An 18,223-nucleotide genomic window follows, 5' to 3' on the forward strand; every position below is an offset into this window, starting at 1 on the left:
CGGGGCATCGGATCAGGCGGACCCGCAGGGCCGCGCCGGCGAATACCGGGGCCACTTTTCACTGGCGTTGCCCTTCGGGTCCGTACGATGCGCTAGCGGCATGGATCCGACCGAACGGCTCGATCCAAGTGTACCAAGGTGCGGTCCTCGACCGCCCGACGCTTCCTGGGGCCCCGGATGTCGCGTCGGATTGATCGGGATCAAGGCGGGCGGGCACGCATCCTCTAAGCTTTGCCACAATGTCGGGCTCTGCTCGAGATCCGCGTGAACCCTGGGAGGGACCTGATGCTCCATCACGTCACGCTTCACCTGGCCCGCAGCAAGCAGTTTCCCGAGGGGAGTCCGCGCTACGGCTACGAGATGACCGCACCCCTGGATGACCAAGGCCGTCTGGACCCGCAGGAGTGGTCGAACACCAGGGCCCATTGCCGGGTCTGCCGGTTCTGGGGTGACGAGGGCGAACGGCAGGGTGTCCTGGTTCACCGGCCGGGCGGGTCCGGCGGAGCGACCTGGATGATCGACTACAACCAGGACCGGGCCGGCGACGAGGAGGCAGGGTATCATCTGCATCAGCATCGCTTCGTTCCGGGCGAGTACGTCACCATCGGGGACGATGATGGGCACCCCCACACGTTCCAGGTCGTCTCGGTTACGGCAGGGACGCCCCGCAGGGTGGGGGAGGATCGATGATGAGGCGCCTTGCTCTCGCCGGACTCGCCTTTGCCTGCGCCTCCACGATGGCCGTCGCGCAATCGGGCCGGGCGCAGCGCGGGTTCACGTTCGCGCAGACGAACTGCTCCCAGTGCCATGCGATCGGCCGCGTGGGCGAGAGCCCCATTCCGGAGGCGCCGCCCTTCCGGACCCTGCATACGCGCTATCCCATCGAGGACCTGGCCGAGGCTTTCGCGGAAGGGATCACGACGGGCCATCCCTCCATGCCCCAGTTCCAGCTCGATCCGGCGCAGATCAACGATCTGCTCGCCTACCTGAATTCCATTCAGGGCTAGCTCCTGTCGGCTCAGGAGGAGAGAAACAGGGGAACGGGTGCGCTTTTGAGCAGGGATTGGGTGGTGCCGCCGAGCACCATTTCGCGCAGGCGCGAATGGACATAGGCGCCCATGACGATCATGTCGGCGCGCGTCAGGCGCGCGTGGTTGCGCAAGGTCTCGGCCACGTCCCCGTCGATCGCCGGCAAGGCGAGGACATCCACCGTGACGCCGTGGCGGGCAAGATGCGGGGCGATCTCCGCGCCGGGCACCGTGTGCGCCAGGTCCTTTTCGCCCGTGACGCTGACCAGCTCGACCTGCCCGGCGGCCCGCAGGAACGGTAGGGCGTCGTTGAGGGCCCGCGCCGCCTTGGCGCTGCCGTCCCAGGCCACGACGATCCGGTCTCCCGCGAAGGCTTCGCGACCCTGCGGCACGACGATGAGAGGCCGGCCGCTGTCCATGAGCACGGCCTCGATGACGCCCCGGTCGACCGCGAGCGCGATCGGTTCGGCATCGAGCACCGTCAGGTCGTGCGACCGGGCGAGGGCGGTGAAGCTCCTGATGAGGGCCGGATAGGCGAGCTGCGGCGCCTGCGTTGTGCAGGCCAGCCCCGAGGCCGCCGCGGCCCGCCGGGACGCGTCGGCGACCGTGCGGGCGAGAGCGTCGACCCGGCGGTTCTCGGCCGCCACGAGCCCTTCGGCAAAGGTCCGGACGAAGGTATACGGTACGGTGAGTTTCAGCGAGGCCGCCTGAACGGTGACGTGGGCGTCTGCGTGCCGCGCAAGCGAGAGCCCGTAGGCCAAGGCGGAGGAACGCTCGTCGGCGTCGCCTTCCTCGGTGATCCCGATCAGGATGCTGCGAATGTTCTCAAGCATGGTTTCCTCTCTTCCTGCGTCAGGGAACCAGGACCGCCGCTCCCTGGAGGCGTCCTGACCGCACATCGTCCAGGGCCTCGTTGGCGGCCGCCAGCGTATAGGCCACCGTCCGTGTCCTGACCCCGGCCTCCGGAGCGATCGCCAGGAAGTCGACGGCATCCTGACGGGTCAGGTTGGCGACGGACACGATCTGCCGCTCTTGCCACAGCAGCCGGTAGGGGAACTGCGGGATGTCGCTCATGTGGATGCCGCCGCAGACGACGCGGCCGCCTTTACGCACGGCCTGCAGGGCCACAGGCACGAGGTTGCCCGCGGGCGCGAAGATGATCGCGGCGTCGAGGCTCTCCGGGGGCATCTCGTCCGAACCGCCCGCCCAGACGGCGCCGAGCGAGCGGGCGAACTCCTGGGCGGCAGTGTCGCCCGGGCGCGTGAAGGCATGGACGCGCCGTCCCTCCCAGGTGCAGACCTGGGTGATGATGTGAGCCGCCGCCCCGAAGCCGTAGATGCCGATCCTCTCGCCGGGACCGGCGGCCACCAGCGAACGCCAGCCGATCAGTCCGGCGCAGAGGAGCGGAGCCTGGGCGACGGGGTCGCCATCCTCGGGCAGGCTGAACGCGTAAGCCGCATCGGCGACCGCCAGGGTGGCGAAGCCCCCGTCGCGCGTGTAGCCCGTGAACAGCGGCTCGTCGCAGAGATTCTCGTGGCCCGCGAGGCAATAGGGACAGTGTCCGCAGGTGTGCCCGAGCCAGGGAATGCCCACACGCTGGCCCGGCTCGAGAGACGAGACCCCGGACCCGAGCGCCTCGACCCGTCCGACGATCTCGTGGCCGGGGATCAGGGGCAGCCTGGGACGCGGCAGGTTCCCGTCGACCACATGGAGGTCGGTCCGGCACACCGCGCAGGCTTCGACCGCCACGCGGATCTCCCCTGGACCGGCTGCGGGCGGCGGCCGGTGCTCCAGGACCAGAGGCGTTCCTATCTCGTAGAGAACCATGGCCTTCATGGCAGCCCCTCAGCGGAACGCCGCGTCCATCCGCGCCCTCAGCGCCTCGATCTCGCGGACGAACGGCGCGCGCTGCCTGCAATGGCTCAGCCAGAGGTCGGCCATCAGCCGGTCCTTGCGGGCCTCGTCCATCGGTCTGCTCTCGATCACGATCAGATTACTCGCGTGGGCGACGTCCAGGTCGGCAAGGGACGCGAGCAGCGATCGAAGGCGCGGAAGGAGGTCAGGATCATAGACCTGATCGACAATCGATCCGCTCGGGATTTGTGAACGCTCATCACCGACGATCATGGAGCCCTCCGCCGTTGTCCGGCCCCTCGAAAGCTCGCCCGCCCCCGATCATACGCGAAAGTCGGGCCGGTTGCAGTTGGAACTCTGCAGCAGCCCGACGCGGGGTTGCGCGATCACACTCGACGGACCTGGGTCAGGTATGGACGGCTTCCTTCCACTCGGCATTGATCCACATCAAGGCGATTGCTGGATCCGCTCACATCGGAGGCGAGCCCTTCCTGCCGTCGAGGGGCCGAGCCGACGAACTCGAGATCGCAGGGCTGAAGAGAAATGGCGGCGAGCGCATCAGGCGGACCCGGAGGGCTGCGTCAACGACCCGAACGAAGCGATCTGCGAGGAGCGGAGCATCGGACCAAAAAAACGGGTCTACCCCTGGGTCAGACGCTCTCGAGCATAGGACGTGTGATCGAACTCACGCCCGATGCGTCAAGCCATTGTTTCAAAGCATCTTCCCACGCACAACCGGTTCCCAGTTTTGCGTTCGATGCTCTAGGCGAGGGGAGCATCCACGGTGCAGATGACGCCGGTCGGAGGGAATTCGATCCGGGTGGTGCCTCCAAGGTCTTGAGACAGGCTCCGCTCGATCAGGCGGGAGCCGAACCCGCGCCGCGACGGCGGCCGAACGGCAGGACCTCCGCGCTCCTCCCATCTGACATGGAGGCGCGGCTCCGACCCGGTTGCGTGCACGCTCCAGGCGATCCTGATCTCTCCGGCTTCGTTCGACAAGGCCCCGTACTTGACCGCATTGGTGGCGAGCTCCTGCAGAGCCATCGCCAGCGCCAGCGCCGTGCGGGGCGGAACGCGAACCCGGGAGCCTGCCAGGTGCAAACGGTCTTCGCCACGGCTGGAATAGGGGGCGACGGCTTGCTCGACGATATCGTACAGATCCGCCCCCTCCCAGTTCTCCCGGGTGAGAACGTCATGGGCGCGGGACAGGGCAAACAGGCGGGCCTCGAGAGCCTCCTTCGCCTGGTCCGTACTCTCCGCGTTGCGCAGGGTCTGAGAGGCGACCGATTGAACGGTTGCCAGCGTGTTCTTCACCCGGTGATTCAGCTCGTTGATGAGCAGGCTCTGGTGCTCTTCCGCGACCCGACGGCCGTGAATGTCGATGGACACCCCGAACCAGCGGACGATCTCACCGGTTCGGAGATCCCGGTAGGGCTCGGCCCGAACGAGGAACCAGCGATATTCACCCTCTTTCGAGCGGATCCGATGCTCGACCTCGAACACGCCGCCCGTGCGTCTCGCTTCCTCGTAGGCTCGCATCGTCGCGGCTTCGTCATCCGGATGCACGAAGTCCAGCGCAATCCGGGCCGCGGTCGCCGGCCCGTTGACCGCTCCGGTGTAGAGAAACCATTGCCGATTGAAGAACTCGGCATTGCCCTGGGCGTCGGTGATCCAGATGATCTGCGGCACCGCATCGGCCATGAGCCGCAGCCGCTCCTCGCTTTCGCGCAGGCGCTCTTCCGCCTCCACCTGTTCCGTGATGTCGCCGTAGAACACTGCCAGCCCGTCGCCGACCGGGTAGGCGTGCATCGAGATCCAACTCACCCGCCCATGAGGCCAGACGTAGCGATGCCTCATGTTGACGGGCTTCCGGGTCGCCATTGCGCGCCGGAACATCTCGCCCAGGGCGGGGTCGGCATCCGGGTGGGCTTCCCAGTGCGTCTTGCCGATCACCTCGTCGCGCGGGCGGCTCTCCAGGCGCAGCGCCTCGGCGTTCATGTCGATGATCCGGAAATCCTTGTCGAGGAGAGCCAGGCTTTCGCCCATGCCGTCGAGCACGCCGCGAAGCCGCATTTCGCTGTCCCGAAGGGCCGCCTCCGTCTTCACCCGGTCGCTCGTTTCCACCACGACCGCGAGCACGCCTCCAGGCCTGCCGCTCTCATCGAGCACGGGGCTGTAGTCGAGGTTCATCCAGACCTGCTCCGGGACACCGTTGCGGTAGAGGGTCAATTCCTGGTCCCGGTAAGAGAGCGTGCCGCCGGCCATGCCGACCCGCATCACATTGGCGTTGAAGTCCGCCACCTCTGCCCAGCCTTCGAGAACCTTCGAGCCGAGCAGGCGAGGGTGCCGGCCGGCGGCGAACACCGTGTAGGCGTCATTGTAGATCATGATCCCGTCGGTCCCCCAGAGAAGCACCATCGGGACGGGCGACCGCAGCATCAGCGCGACCGTCGTCTTCAGGCTCTGAGGCCAGCCGGGGATCGCCCCGAGGGGGGTCGTCGACCAATCATGGCTGCGGATCAGGGCGCCCGTCTCACCTCCGTCCTGGAGGAAGTCGAACGGCTGCGGGGGCCTGCTATCCATGATGCGGCTCCGCAATCCCACAAGTCTCGGGCTGCCGGCGTCGTTGCCGAGAGTGATCGGCGCCTCGGGAGATGCCGGCGCTCCCGGTCGAACGCCAGGCAAGCTTCGTGCCAGGCGCGGCCGATGCCGCGTCGTCCGGCGCGAGACGGATGGGTCGGGTTGAAGGCGGGAGCATGGGCTTGAGAGACCACTTTCGACGGCGAGGCTTGCGTCCTTTCTAGCGCCCTCTCAGGGGACAGCAACGGTGCGCTGCAGCGTTTTCGGTGCCGGCGGCGATGCGCCCCGTCGGCCCGCGTCCCCACGCCTGGGCACCTACCCCAAGGCGCCAGGCTGCTCTTTCAGGTGTATGCGCATGACGATATCCTGATCGTAGTTCCCGAATCCGCGACCGAAAATGTTGATGCCGCCCGGATGCCGGGCCGCATCGTCGATCCCGATTCGAAGGCGAATGCCATGGTGCTTGTCGAGTTCCAGCTTGTCGAGCGTCACGTTGGATATCTGAACGTCGTTGACCGATGTCCCGCTTCGGCTGATCTGCCAGGTGACCAGCTTGCCGTATTGGGAGCCTTCCAGCTTCCACCAGTGCGGCGTATAGAGCCCGCGCTTGTCGCCGAAATCACTCGGCGAGATCCAGCTTCCCACCTTCACATTGTTGATCCAGAGACTGATATCGGAGGGCCAGTCCAAACTGGTCCCGGGTACCTCCGACGACAGTTCCATGACGAACTCGAGCCTGTCGATCTTGGCGCCGAGGACCTTGCCGTTGTTGGGAAACTTGTACTCGACGAAACCTCGTCTGAACCAGATCAGCGACGCGTTCATGCGATGAGGGTCGAGGAAGAGGTCGGGAACGTCGAGGACGCCCAGAACGCTCTCGGTCGAGCAGAGCCCGCAGGGGGCGCTCACATCGCAGCTGGTATAAAGCCCGATGGGCATGGAGACTTCGATGTGGTCCTTGCTCTTGAGGGGATCCTGATCGTCGAACCGGATGATGATCTCGTCATAACGAATGGAGCAGATTTTCTGCTGGCCCTTGGACGCCTTGATCGTCTCCGTTTCGATCAGCCCGGCACGCTCGAGAACCTGAACGTGGGTGGCGATCGTCGATTGCGGCAAATCCAGAGCATCGCTGATCTCGTTCACGTTCAGCGGCCCCCGCGCCCGCAGGAGCTTGAGGATCCGGATCCGTCCCGGCGAGGCGATTCCCCGCAGCGTCTCGGAGCTCTCCTCGGCGACCAAGGTCAGGAATTTTCGTTTGAATGCTGACATGCGGTCGCTCAGCTCGAGGGTTGTAGACGGCATTCCGTCCCTTCAGTGAGCCTCATATGTATCGAAAGTTTCGATATGTATCAATGCTACTGTTGACCGATTCCGGAAAGTCAGGGCTAACTAAGAAAAAAGATAATAATCAAACCTGGAGGAGCGCCAATGCGAATTCTGCGCATGCTTACCGTTGCCACTGGTCTGGCCCTGGCAGCGACCACCGCACTGTCCCAAACCAACGTCCCAGGTGTCCCGCGAAACGAGACGATCATCCTCGAAAATCCCGAGGGGACGATCAAGAACCCTGGATGGTTCAACATCTGGACCATCAACGCGGGCGGGCAATACACGGGCCTGCATCAGCTCGCGCTCGACACGCTCTGGTACATCGATCCCGAGCGAGGGCTCGACGGGGTCTGGGAGAACTCCCTGGCCGCCGAGAAGCCGATCTACAACGCAGATTTCACCGAAATGACGGTCAAGCTGCGCCCCGGAATCTACTGGAGCGACGGCGTCGAGTTCACGGCCGACGACCTCATCTACACGGTCGAGACCCAGATCAAGAACCCGGGCATGCGCTGGAGCGCCCTGCTGGGGCTGAACGTCGACAGCGTGTCGTCGCCCGAGCCGTGGACGGTCCGGTTCAAGCTGAAGAAGCCGAATTCGCGCTTCCACTCGCTCTTCACGGTCAGGTTCAATGCGATCTGGATGATGCCGAAGCACGTCTTCGAGAAGGCGGCCGATCCCCAGAAGTTCGATTTCAACCCGCCGGTGTCGCTCGGCGCCTATAAGCTCCACAGCTTCGACCCGGACGGAAAATGGTATATCTGGCAAAAGCGCGACGACTGGCAGCGCACCACCCTCGGGCGCTACGGCGAGCCCGGGCCGAAATATGCCGCCTATATCGATCCGGGCCCACCGGACAAGCGCGTGATCGCTCAGCTCAACCATAACCTGGACGTGGTGCATGACATTGCGCCCGAGGGCATGTTCACGCTGACCAAGCAGTCGCCGAGCCTCAAGACCTGGTTCCCGAACTTCCCGTTCGCCCATCCCGATCCGACCCTTCCGTCGGTGATCTTCAACATGCAGAACCCTGCGTTCCAGAACAGGGACGTGCGATGGGCCCTGGCTCTCCTGATCGACATCAAGGCCGTCTCGATGGCGTCGTATCGCGGCGCCGCGACCCTCTCGCCGATCGGGATTCCCCCGACGGGAACCCATCCGGACGATTACCACATCCCGCTCCAGGAGTGGCTTGCGTCGTACGAGATCGACACGGGCAAGAGCAAGGTCAAGCCGTACGATCCGAATATCGGCAACCAGATCGCCGACATGCTGCGTCCCACGATGAAGGAGCAGATCCCGACCGATCCGGCCGAGATCAGGAAGGCGTTCGGTTACGGCTGGTGGAAGCCTAACCCGCAGGCGGCCACGGAGCTCCTCGAGAAGGCCGGTTACACGAAGCGGGGCAATGCCTGGTACACGCCCGACGGCAAGCCGTTCTCCATCAAGCTCATGGTCGAGGGCGATTCCCGTCCGATCCTGACCCGCGCCGGAACCATGATCGTGCAGCAGTGGCGTCAGTTCGGCATCGATGCGAAGACCGAGGTCGCCCAGGGCACCACGATGCTCGACCGGCGCATCGCGGGCGATTTCGAGACGCTGATCTCCTGGAGCGTCGAGACCTACGGCGGCCATCCCGACCTGTCGTTCTTCCTCGACAGCTGGCACTCCCAGTTCGTCGCGGCGCCGGGCAAGACGCAGTCTCCGCGCAACTGGCAGCGCTGGAGCAATCCGGAGCTCGACAAGATCATCGAGCAGGTGCGCACGATTTCCTTCGACGACAAACGAACCGTCGAACTCGGTCGCGACTACGCCAAGCTCATCGTTCGCGAGATGCCGATCATCCCGCTGATGGCCTACAACGTGTTCACGGCCATGGATGAGACCTACTGGACGGGATATCCGACGGCGGAGAATCCCTACGCCAACCCCGTGCCGAACTGGGGCAATTCCCGCTCGATGATGGTGAGGCTGAAGCCCAAGCAGCCCTAGCGTTCAGACATCTCCTTCATCCAGGCAGACAAGGAGCGGCCCGTGAAGGCTTACCTGGCCTATCTGTCCAAGCGGCTCGTGCAGTTCGCGGTCGTCGTCTTCGTCGGGATCAACATCACCTATCTGGTGACGCACATGACCCCGATCAATCCGGTCGAGCAGTCGATCTCGGCCGCGACGTCGTACGGAGCGACCAGTCCGGAAGCCATCGAGATGATGCGGCAGTCCCTGCGTCAGCTCTATGGTCTCGAGGGCTCGCCCTGGGAGCAGTACGTCAACTTCTGGAAGCGGGTTCTGGTCGGTGATTTCGGGCCCTCCTTGTCGGCCTTTCCAACTCCGGTCTCGCAGCTCATCCTGCGAGCCCTTCCCTGGACCGTCGGGCTCCTGCTCGTCTCGACGCTCCTGACCTGGTTTCTCGGCAATCTGCTCGGCGGCCTCGCGGGCTATTATCGCAACAGCCGCATCCTCCGGGCATTCGGCGTCCTCAGCATGGGGCTTCACCCCATCCCGTACTATGTGGTCGCCTTTGTGTTTCTCATCATCTTCGGCTTCCTCTGGCCTGTCCTGCCGATCAGCGGGGGCGCCACGATGGCGTCGGATCGATCCAACACTCTGGCCTTCGCGCTCGACATCGTCGTTCACTCGATCCTGCCCGTCCTCTCGCTCATGGCGGTCGGGATCGGGGGGTGGTTCATGGGGATGCGCTCGCTCGTGTCCAACATCGTGACGGAAGACTACGTGGTCTACGCGGAGCTGGCCGGCGTCAAGCGCGGCAAGATCATGCGGTCCTACGTGATGCGCAACGCGCTCGGTCCCCAGGTCACGGGCCTGGCCTTGCAGTTGGGCGCGATCTTCAACGGGGCGATTATCACCGAGCAGGTCTTCGGTTATCCGGGCGTCGGATCGCTCCTGATCAGCGCGGTCCATTCCGGCGACTACAGCCTGGTTCTCGGCATCACCACCATCTCGATCGTGGCCGTCTCCGCGGCCGTTCTGCTGATCGATCTCCTCTATCCCTTGATCGACCCTCGCGTGGAGGCACGCTGATGAACACGCTGAGGATCCTGCGCGACCTCCTGCGCTACAACGGCGAGTTCGCCATCGGGCTGGTCCTGGTCCTCATCGTGGCGGCCATTGCGCTTTGCTCCTTCTTCTCGCCCTATCCGCCCATGGACGTCTATGTCGTGCCACCCGACATTCCGCCGTCCTGGGAGCACCCGCTGGGCACGACGTCGAGAGGGCAGGACGTGTTCTGGCAGCTCACCTTCGCGATCCGGAACACTCTTCTGTTCGGCATCGTGGTGGCGTTTCTCAGCCGGATCATCTCCCTCGCAGTCGGTCTCATCTCGGGCTACAAGGGAGGCTGGGTGGACCGCATCCTGATGTCGATCAACGACACGTTCGTCGTTGTGCCGCTCTTTCCCATCCTGGTCCTGTTCTACTTCATCATGCGGGACGAGATGACCTGGGCGATGCTGGCGATCATCACCGCGCTGCTGGGCTGGGCCTACGACGCGCGGCTGATCCGGTCCATCGCCATGAGCCTGCGGACCCGCGAGTTCACCCGCCAGGCCGTGTTCTCCGGCATGAGCACGGGCAAGATCGTTCTCCAGGAGCATCTGCCCTTCGTCCTGCCGATCGTGTTCTCGACCACCATGAACAACATCAATTGGTCGATCGGGATCGAGGTGACGCTGTCCGTTCTGGGCTTCACGGACATCAACACCCCGACGATCGGCGGCATGATCTACTGGGCGAACCAGCATACCGCCCTGGTGTCGGGGATCTGGTGGTGGGTCACTTTCCCGGTCCTTCTCGTGATCATGCTGTTCATCGGGCTGTTCCTTCTGGCCATATCGATGAACGAGTATATCGATCCCCGCAGCCGCCTGAGCCGTCTGGGAGGGCAGGCATGATCGCAGAACTTCGCGCGATTCCGTCGCCCGACGAGCTGAATGCGCCGCAGACCTCGCCGCTGCTCACCGTCGACCGGCTGAAGGCCTACTACAAGGTAAAGCTGTTCGGGGTCGACCGGGAGGTCCGCGCCGTCGACGACATCAGCCTGGCGATCAACCGCAACGAGATCTACGGTCTGGCGGGCGAGTCGAGTTCCGGCAAGAGCTCCCTCATCAAGACCATCGCGGGGGCGATCCGCCCCCCGCTCAGGGTGGTCGAAGGCTCGGTGCGCTTCGCGTTCAAGGACGGCGAGCGGGACATCTACAGGCTTTCGCCGCAGGAACTGTCGGCGATCCGCTGGAGCCGCCTGTCCTACATCATGCAGGGCTCCATGAGCGTGCTGAATCCCGTGCGGCGGATCAGGCACGCCTTCGAGGACTTCGCTCTGCCTCACGTGAGCGCGAAGGGAGCGGACTTCACCCGTCTCGTGGAGCGGCACCTGAAGCGTCTCCACCTCGATCCCGCGGTTCTCCAGGCCTATCCGCACGAATTGTCCGGCGGCATGCGCCAGAGGGTGACCATTGCCCTGGCGACGGTCTGCAACCCCGAGTTCATCATCGCCGACGAGCCGACGACGGCCCTGGACGTGATCGTCCAGAAGGGCGTCCTGTCCATGATACGGGAAATCCAGCAGGAATTCGGATCCTCCGTCCTGTTCGTGACCCACGACATGGCGGTACACGCCAACCTGACCGACCGCCTCGGCATCATGTATGCCGGCCGCCTGGTGGAGGAGGGGCGGACCAGGGATGTGTTCAAGAAGCCGCTGCATCCCTACACGGCGCATCTGATCTCCAGCCTGCCCCGCATCGGGGACGAGGCCCCGAAAAAGGCTCTCGAAGGCTCTCCCCCGAGTTTGGCCGACCCTCCGCCGGGGTGCCGGTTCCACCCTCGCTGCCCTTTCGCCATCGAGATCTGCCGCCGCGAGGCTCCGCCCATGGTCGAGATCCTGCCCGGGCATCGGACAGCCTGCCACGTCGCCCAGGCCGACCCCGCCAGGGTCCGGACGGTCGCATAAGGAGGCGAGCGCATGAGGCCGAACCTTCTGGACGTCGAGAACGTCAACAAGATCTTCACGCGAGGCGGCCTTGTCTCGCGGAGGGTGAACCATGCGGTGAACGATGTCAGCTTCTCGCTTGCGGCGGACAAGCCTGAGGTGTTCACCATCATCGGCGAGTCGGGCAGCGGAAAGACAACCCTCGCCGGCATGATCCTGAACAGCGTCGCGCCCACCACGGGACGGATCCTTTTCCAGGGCCGGGATCTGCGCGAAATCCGCAGCCGGGGCGCGCGCCTGGACTTCATGAGCCATGTGCAGGCGATCTTTCAGAACCCGTTCGACGCCTTCAATCCTTTGAAGCGCGTCGACCGCTATCTGTTCAGCGCGGCGCAGCGGTTCACGGAGTGCCGGACGCCCAAGGCTTCGGCCGAACGGGCCGACGAGGCGCTGCACAAGGTCGGCCTGTCGCTCGCCGAGGTCCAGGGGCGATACCCGCATGAGATGTCGGGCGGCCAGCTCCAGCGCGTGGCGATCGCGCGCGCGCTCGTGTCCAATCCGTCGCTCATCGTCGCCGACGAGCCGGTCTCGATGATCGACGCATCGCTGCGCATGACGGTGATCAATCTCTTCAAGAAGCTCCGCGACGAGCTCGGAGTGTCGATCATCTACATCACGCACGACCTTGCGACCGCCTATTACATCAGCGACCGCCTGATCATCATGCAGAAGGGCAGGGTGGTGGAGGGCGGCGATGCGCGGACCGTGCTGGCGGCCCCCCAGCATCCCTATTCGATCAAGCTTCGTCAGGCGGTGTTGTCTGTCGACGACGCTTGGCGGGACGACAGGGTCGGGGCCGGCGTGCCCGCTGTCGCGACATGAACCACGTCCCGTCTCCCCCACGGCTCACGGGAGTGAGCCTGTAGCCTCCTCACTGATCGGAGCCACTCCATGAAAGAAGCCAAAGTCACAATCGACCGCGATTTCTCCATCGCGGAAACGGATCCCCGTCTCTTCGGCGCATTCGTCGAGCACCTGGGGCGATGCGTCTACGGGGGCATCTACGAGCCGGGGCACCCGACCGCCGACGAGCACGGGTTCCGGCAGGACGTGCTCGAACTCGTCCGCGAGCTCGCCCCGACCATCATCCGTTATCCGGGCGGGAATTTCGTCTCCGGGTACAATTGGGAGGATGGGGTCGGCCCGGTGGAGAAGCGTCCGCGCCGCCTCGATCTCGCCTGGATGTCCACCGAGCCGAACACGTTCGGGACCAACGAGTTCATGGACTGGTGCCGGGCGGCCGGCGTCGAGCCCATGATGGCCGTCAATCTCGGCACCCGCGGCCCCGACGATGCTCGCCGCCTTCTGGAATACTGCAATTTCCCGGGCGGGACGGAACTGTCGGATCTGCGCCGGGCTCACGGTTGGGAGAAGCCGCACAATGTGAAGTTCTGGTGCCTGGGCAACGAGATGGACGGTCCCTGGCAGATGGAGACGAAGACCGCCTGGGAGTACGGGCGGATCGCCTCCGAGGCGGCCAAGCTCATGAAATGGATCGATCCGACCATCGAGCTGGCGGCGTGCGGCTCCTCCTCTCGCAACATGCCGACCTTCGGCTCCTGGGAGGACACGGTTCTCGACCACTCTTTCGAGCACGTGGAATACATCTCCCTGCACACGTACCTGAACAACTACGCGGACGACACTCCGGCCTTCCTCGCGAGCCCGGATCTGATGGACAGCTTCATCGAAGAGGTCGTGGCCATCGCCGACGCGGTCGCCGCCCGTCGCCGCTCGTCCAAGCGCATCATGCTGAGTTTCGACGAATGGAACGTCTGGTATCGCACCCGGCGCAAGAACGAGGGGCGGGTGAAGCTCGGATGGCCGGTCGCGCCCCAGATCCTCGAGGAAATCTACAACATGCAGGACGCACTTGCCTTCGGGGGAGCCTGCATATCGCTTCTCAACCACGCGGACCGGGTCAAGTCGGCCTGTCTTGCCCAGCTGGTGAACGCCATCGCGCCCATCATGACCGAGACCGGCGGACCGGCCTGGCGGCAGACGATCTTCTACCCGTTCAAGGACATGAGCACGCTCGGCCGGGGCACCGTGCTGCAGACGCGCGTGAACTCGCCCACCTACGAGACGACCTATTACGATCCCCGCGGCACCTCGGACCTGCGCTTCCCGATTTCGGCGGTGCCCTATCTCAAGGTGTCGGTCGTTCACAATCACGAGGACGATTGCGTCACCATCTTCGCGCTCAACCGAAGCCTCGACGCGAGCCTGTCGGTGGAGGCCCTCGTCCGCGGCTTTGCCGGCCTGACGGTCAAGGAGGCGCATCAGCTGCGCAACGACGATCTGATGGCGGTCAACACGAAGGATGCCCCGGACACGATCACGCCGACCCCGCTCGAGGGGGTCGAGATCTGGGACGAGACGGTGAAAGTCAAGCTCGCGCCGGCGTCCTGGAACGTCATTCGCCTGGCGGTCCAGAAGCAATAGCCCATCGGACAATCGGGATGGCCGTGGAGGGTGTCAGTGCCGCCCCATGCCACCCTCCACGTCATCACCGGGCTTGTCCCGGTGATCCCGGTCGGAAGGGTACGGCGCCTCACCGGATCGGGATGGCCGGCACAAGGCCGGCCATGACGTGTGGAGGATGTCAGGACCAAACCACACAGTCACCACGAGGCCGGAGAGGTTCGGCCGCTGCGCTCTATTCGCCATGAACCTCGACGCTTCCGAGGCCGGCGATGTCGAAGCGGAACGTGAAGGGTCCGCTGGGGAAGCGCGTCGTGACGATGCTGCCCGTCATGACGATGTCGCCCTTGCGCAGGGTGCGGCCCGAGTCGGCGAGGTGGTTCGCCAGCCAGGCCAGGGGTATGAACGGATGCCCGAGCGCATCCGCCCCGTATCCGCGCCCGATCTCCTCGCCGTCCTGATAGGCGACCCCTTCCATCGCATCCAGGCGGCCGGGAGGCGGCACGAACTCTCCCAGCACGACGCCTGCATTCCAGGAATTGTCGGCGACGAGCGTGTTGATATCGAGAACGCTGTAATCGGCATGGCGATCATCGACGAGTTCGATCGCCGCAGCGACGGCATCGATCGCGTCGCCGGCCTGCTCGGGTGTGACCGGACCGTCACCCGGAACCAGATCGCGGCCGAGGCGGCAGCAGATCTCGAATTCGAGGCCGAGGTGGCCATACTCGTCCAATGCGAGGCGGGCGCCGCTCCTCATGACCTTGCTGCTGAAGATCGTGCCGCTGACCGGCCGATCGATGCCGCACATCTCCTGCATGCGCCTGGAGGTCAGGCCGATCTTGTAGCCGGCCCGGGAATCGTCCGCAATGATGGACTCCACATAGGCGTCCTGCACGCGGTAAGCAGCCTGAAGGCCGCCGATCCCATCGATCCTATGGAATTTGACTCGATTTCGGTGTTCGGCAGCCAGCTGGTCGGCGATCGTGCTCGGTGACATGCTCACAGGGACGCCCTCAGGTCGGGGTGGTTGGGGTCAGCAGCGCCGCGACGGCGCTCTGCCGGATTATCGGCGTGGAGTTCCGCCGCGACAAGCATCCCGCGGACGGGCAGAGTGCCGGCTCGCCGACCGAACGATGAGCCTGGAACGGAAAAGGTGCTCCGGCGGGCGCCTCCAGCCGCAGATCCTGCTGTCCGGTTTTGGCTTCCCTGCTGTCCATGACGTTCTCCTGTCCGCCGCGCCCGAAGAGTTCCCGTCCATCCGGTCGTCAGCCAACCGGACGTCCTGGCTCCTTTTCCTAACGCCGAACCGGCGCGCTTTGCTCAATCCCCGGCCATGCCGCGATCCGGTGCACCGTTGTAACAGGCCGCCGTCGTCGCTCCGGCCGCGTTCGACCGGCCGTGCACCTTCGTCGGCAGCGCCCGAACCGGGGAGATGTCAGGGTGCGTGCCGGAACAGTGCTGCTCTGACCAGGCGGTCCGGGCCGAGGTCTTCGCTGCCGTCGAGCGCCAGAAGTTCCGCCAGGCGGTTTCGGGCGCGGCTCACGCGGCTCTTGATGGTGCCGATGCTGACCCCGCAGATCTGAGCCGCTTCCTCATAGGAGACGCCCTCCGCGGAGACGAGCAGAAGAGCTTCCCGTTGCTCGACGGAGAGCTTCGTCAAGGCGACCTGAAGGTCCCTGAAGTCGAGGCGAGAGCCTTGTTCCGGCATCACGGCCAGTTGCTGGGCCATGACCCCGTCCGGATCCTCCACCTCCCGTCGTCGCCTGCGATAATCGGTGTGGAACTGGTTTCTCAGGATGGTGAAGAGCCAGGCCTGCATGCTCGTGCCCGGCTGGAACTTGTCGAGGTTCTCGAGCCCACGCAGCAGAGCGACCTGAACGAGATCGTCCGCGCGCTCGATGTTGCCGGACAGGGAAATGGCGAAGGCGCGCAGATGCAGGATCGCGGCCAACATGGCCTGATGGACGGAACTCTCATTCGCCATCAGGCTGCGTTCCCTCCTGATCCAGTTGCGCGAGGAGCTGGACGAACCGGTCCGGAACGGGCTCACTCATCAGGTGAGAGTACAAGGCCTGAAGCTGCTCCCCCAAGAAGGATGCGACGTGCGGCGGCAAGGTCGGCTCGGCTTCCGTAGCGTTATCACCGTCGAGGATCTCCTCGATGGCATTCGGCTCGACCAGGGCGGCGTCGCTTTTCGGGTTGCTGGCAACCACTCTCTCCTCCACACCGCTGCTTCTGTCTCTGAATGGGCTCACCGCGGACTGTCTGCATTAACGCAAGAGCAAAGCTTTGCCATTCACCTATGATAGTGCCGGAACGCCGGGTCCGATCGATCGCATGCGCTCGCCGAGGTCTGCGTCTAGCGCATCGGACAATCGGGATGGCCATGTCTCCCCTCCACGTCATCAACGGGCCACATACACACCACGTCATCACCGGGCTTGTCCCGGTGATCCCGATCCGGTGGAGCGCCGCGCCTCACCGTATCGAGATGGCCGGCACAAGGCCGGCCATGACGTGTGGAGGGAGTCATCACCGGGCTTGTCCCGGTCGGCCGCGATGCGGATGGCCGCTTCGGAACGGATGGTCCCGGTCAGGATGCCGCCAGCCCGGCGCCCGAGGGTCCGTGGCCGAAATCCTAGGGTTAAACCTGATAGACCTCGCCAGCCGGTTGATGGTAATTTGGACCTTGTTACGACCCACATGATTGGCGCTGGAGGAGCGGATCCCATGGCTGAACTGGTGGTCGTCGGGTTCGACAACCCGAATGATGCTGATCGTGTCCTGACCGAGCTGACCCGACTGCAGAAGGAATATCTCATCGATCTGGAGGATGCCGTCGTGGCCATCCGCGGAGCGGACGGTGCCGTCCGTGTCAAGCAGAGCGTCAACCTCGTCAGGCTCGGGGCGACGTCCGGCGGACTCTCCGGCGCAATGTGGGGCAGCCTCATCGGATTGCTGTTCCTCAATCCCCTCGCCGGGCTTGCGATCGGGGGCGCGGTGGGAGCCGGGTCCGGCGCGCTGTCCGGAAGCATGATCGACTACGGCATCAACGACGACTTCATCAAATCCATCGGTTCGACCCTCAAGCCCGATACATCGGCCCTGTTCCTGCTCGTTCGAAAATCGCAGCCCGAGAAGGTGCTGGCCGAGCTCTCCGGTTTCAGCGGGCACATCATCCGGTCCTCGCTGTCGCCGGAGCAGGAAGCGAAGCTCCAGGCCGCCCTGTCGAAGGCGCATGCGCCAAGTCCAAGCGAGGGAGTTGCGGCGGCGGGTTCGGTTCCGGCGCAGTCGCAGTGAGAGTTCCGATGACGGCCTCGGGGCGGAGTCTGTCGTTTCCCGGCGCGTGTGGACCGCCTCGCATGAAGCGCATCCAGCCGACCGTTCGCGGTCGGGAGCTGCATGAGGCGGGAGGGTAGGATGGCCATATCGCTGGACGCCGCGGCAGAGGTGTTTCGCGAGGCCATGCGGAGTTCGGTCAAGCGCTATGCGCTGTGGTATCTGACGGAGGGCTTGCTCCTCGTCGCGGCTGGCTCCTTGGCGATCATCTATCCGATCGTCTCGTCGACCGCGGTCATCGTTCTCCTCGGCTGGCTTCTGGTGATCAGCGGATTGTTGCAGACCCTCAGCCTCGTCAGCGCGCGCCATGTGCCGCATTTCTGGCTGCAACTGATCTCCATCGGCCTTGCCATGCTGATCGGCTTCCTGTTCCTGCGCGATCCGGCCCAGGGACTGACGACGATCTCGCTTCTCCTCATCGTTTTCTTCATGATGGAGGGCATTTCAAAAGTCGTCTTCGCGTTGACGATCCGTCCCTTTCCCAATTGGGGCTGGGTTCTGGCCAGCGGCGTCGTGGGCATCGTGCTTTCGCTGATCCTCTGGGCTTATCTGCCGGTGACGTCCGTCTGGCTTCTGGGATTCCTGCTCGGAATGAACCTGATCAGCGTCGGTTCGGCCATCGCCTATCTCGCCTGGCAGGTGCGGGCGAGCTGACGCA

The 18,223-nt window shown here is 64.6% G+C and carries 19 protein-coding genes; 10 read left to right on the forward strand and 9 right to left on the reverse strand.

Features of this window, described 5'->3' with window-relative positions; all coding sequences use genetic code 11:
- The first annotated feature begins 285 nt into the window (after nucleotides 1–285).
- Nucleotides 286–690: a hypothetical protein gene (locus tag OCW50_RS25700; RefSeq protein WP_262299513.1), complete on the forward strand. Its 405-nt coding sequence runs from the start codon at nucleotides 286–288 to the stop codon at nucleotides 688–690.
- The gene (locus OCW50_RS25705; RefSeq protein WP_373371512.1) at nucleotides 690–1,007 is read left to right on the forward strand and encodes a c-type cytochrome; all 318 of its coding nucleotides are present in this window, start codon (nucleotides 690–692) and stop codon (nucleotides 1,005–1,007) included. Before OCW50_RS25700 ends, OCW50_RS25705 begins: the two co-directional genes overlap by 1 nt.
- 11 nt (nucleotides 1,008–1,018) lie before the next feature.
- Here the strand turns inward: OCW50_RS25705 and OCW50_RS25710 are convergent, their stop codons facing one another.
- From OCW50_RS25710 to OCW50_RS25730, 5 genes are all read right to left on the reverse strand, one after another.
- Entirely contained in the window at nucleotides 1,019–1,861 is an 843-nt protein-coding gene (locus OCW50_RS25710; protein ID WP_262299514.1) for a universal stress protein, read from the reverse strand.
- A gap of 19 nt (nucleotides 1,862–1,880) precedes the next feature.
- Nucleotides 1,881–2,864 (reverse strand): zinc-dependent alcohol dehydrogenase family protein, encoded by a 984-nt coding sequence (locus OCW50_RS25715; RefSeq protein ID WP_262299515.1) that lies wholly within the window; start codon nucleotides 2,862–2,864, stop codon nucleotides 1,881–1,883.
- A gap of 9 nt (nucleotides 2,865–2,873) precedes the next feature.
- Nucleotides 2,874–3,155: a hypothetical protein gene (locus OCW50_RS25720; RefSeq protein WP_262299516.1), complete on the reverse strand. Its 282-nt coding sequence runs from the start codon at nucleotides 3,153–3,155 to the stop codon at nucleotides 2,874–2,876.
- A 489-nt stretch (nucleotides 3,156–3,644) separates the two neighbouring features.
- Nucleotides 3,645–5,465 carry a PAS domain-containing HWE histidine kinase family protein gene (locus tag OCW50_RS25725; protein ID WP_262299517.1) on the reverse strand — a complete coding sequence of 607 codons (1,821 nt, stop codon included), beginning with the start codon at nucleotides 5,463–5,465 and terminating at the stop codon, nucleotides 3,645–3,647.
- Nucleotides 5,466–5,777: 312 nt separating this feature from the next.
- On the reverse strand, nucleotides 5,778–6,734 hold the full coding sequence (locus tag OCW50_RS25730; protein WP_262299518.1) for an ArsR/SmtB family transcription factor: 957 nt from the start codon (nucleotides 6,732–6,734) through the stop codon (nucleotides 5,778–5,780).
- A 159-nt stretch (nucleotides 6,735–6,893) separates the two neighbouring features.
- Between OCW50_RS25730 and OCW50_RS25735 the strand changes: the two genes are divergently transcribed.
- The 6 genes from OCW50_RS25735 to arfA all read left to right on the forward strand — a co-directional run bounded on the left by OCW50_RS25735 (nucleotide 6,894) and on the right by arfA (nucleotide 14,244).
- Nucleotides 6,894–8,786 (forward strand): ABC transporter substrate-binding protein, encoded by a 1,893-nt coding sequence (locus OCW50_RS25735; protein WP_262271814.1) that lies wholly within the window; start codon nucleotides 6,894–6,896, stop codon nucleotides 8,784–8,786.
- Nucleotides 8,787–8,828: 42 nt separating this feature from the next.
- Nucleotides 8,829–9,833, forward strand: coding sequence for an ABC transporter permease (locus tag OCW50_RS25740; RefSeq protein ID WP_262271815.1), 1,005 nt, complete (start codon nucleotides 8,829–8,831; stop codon nucleotides 9,831–9,833).
- Nucleotides 9,833–10,702, forward strand: coding sequence for an ABC transporter permease (locus OCW50_RS25745; RefSeq protein ID WP_262299519.1), 870 nt, complete (start codon nucleotides 9,833–9,835; stop codon nucleotides 10,700–10,702). The genes OCW50_RS25740 and OCW50_RS25745 overlap by 1 nt, the downstream gene beginning before the upstream one ends.
- Nucleotides 10,699–11,760: an ABC transporter ATP-binding protein gene (locus tag OCW50_RS25750; RefSeq protein ID WP_262299520.1), complete on the forward strand. Its 1,062-nt coding sequence runs from the start codon at nucleotides 10,699–10,701 to the stop codon at nucleotides 11,758–11,760. Before OCW50_RS25745 ends, OCW50_RS25750 begins: the two co-directional genes overlap by 4 nt.
- Nucleotides 11,761–11,772: 12 nt before the next feature.
- Nucleotides 11,773–12,621, forward strand: coding sequence for an ABC transporter ATP-binding protein (locus tag OCW50_RS25755; RefSeq protein WP_262299521.1), 849 nt, complete (start codon nucleotides 11,773–11,775; stop codon nucleotides 12,619–12,621).
- A gap of 69 nt (nucleotides 12,622–12,690) precedes the next feature.
- Complete coding sequence (arfA, locus tag OCW50_RS25760) at nucleotides 12,691–14,244, forward strand: arabinosylfuranosidase ArfA (protein ID WP_262299522.1); 1,554 nt, start codon at nucleotides 12,691–12,693, stop codon at nucleotides 14,242–14,244.
- A 214-nt stretch (nucleotides 14,245–14,458) separates the two neighbouring features.
- On the opposite strand, the gene OCW50_RS25765 is transcribed toward arfA, so the two are convergent.
- The 4 genes from OCW50_RS25765 to OCW50_RS25780 form a co-directional block, all read right to left on the reverse strand.
- On the reverse strand, nucleotides 14,459–15,223 hold the full coding sequence (locus OCW50_RS25765; RefSeq protein ID WP_262299523.1) for a 2-keto-4-pentenoate hydratase: 765 nt from the start codon (nucleotides 15,221–15,223) through the stop codon (nucleotides 14,459–14,461).
- 16 nt (nucleotides 15,224–15,239) lie between these two features.
- The gene (locus tag OCW50_RS25770) at nucleotides 15,240–15,443 is read right to left on the reverse strand and encodes a hypothetical protein (protein ID WP_262299524.1); all 204 of its coding nucleotides are present in this window, start codon (nucleotides 15,441–15,443) and stop codon (nucleotides 15,240–15,242) included.
- A gap of 218 nt (nucleotides 15,444–15,661) precedes the next feature.
- Nucleotides 15,662–16,210: a sigma-70 family RNA polymerase sigma factor gene (locus OCW50_RS25775; RefSeq protein WP_262299525.1), complete on the reverse strand. Its 549-nt coding sequence runs from the start codon at nucleotides 16,208–16,210 to the stop codon at nucleotides 15,662–15,664.
- Nucleotides 16,200–16,439, reverse strand: a complete 240-nt coding sequence (locus OCW50_RS25780) for a NepR family anti-sigma factor (protein WP_262299526.1) — start codon at nucleotides 16,437–16,439, stop codon at nucleotides 16,200–16,202. Before OCW50_RS25780 ends, OCW50_RS25775 begins: the two co-directional genes overlap by 11 nt.
- Nucleotides 16,440–16,956: 517 nt before the next feature.
- Between OCW50_RS25780 and OCW50_RS25785 the strand changes: the two genes are divergently transcribed.
- On the forward strand, nucleotides 16,957–17,526 hold the full coding sequence (locus tag OCW50_RS25785) for a DUF1269 domain-containing protein (protein WP_262299527.1): 570 nt from the start codon (nucleotides 16,957–16,959) through the stop codon (nucleotides 17,524–17,526).
- 120 nt (nucleotides 17,527–17,646) lie between these two features.
- The gene (locus OCW50_RS25790; protein ID WP_262299528.1) at nucleotides 17,647–18,219 is read left to right on the forward strand and encodes an HdeD family acid-resistance protein; all 573 of its coding nucleotides are present in this window, start codon (nucleotides 17,647–17,649) and stop codon (nucleotides 18,217–18,219) included.
- Nucleotides 18,220–18,223 lie beyond the last annotated feature (4 nt).

Origin of the sequence: Microvirga sesbaniae (genome assembly GCF_025460805.1) — a bacterium.
In the GTDB taxonomy this organism is placed as follows: domain Bacteria; phylum Pseudomonadota; class Alphaproteobacteria; order Rhizobiales; family Beijerinckiaceae; genus Microvirga; species Microvirga sesbaniae.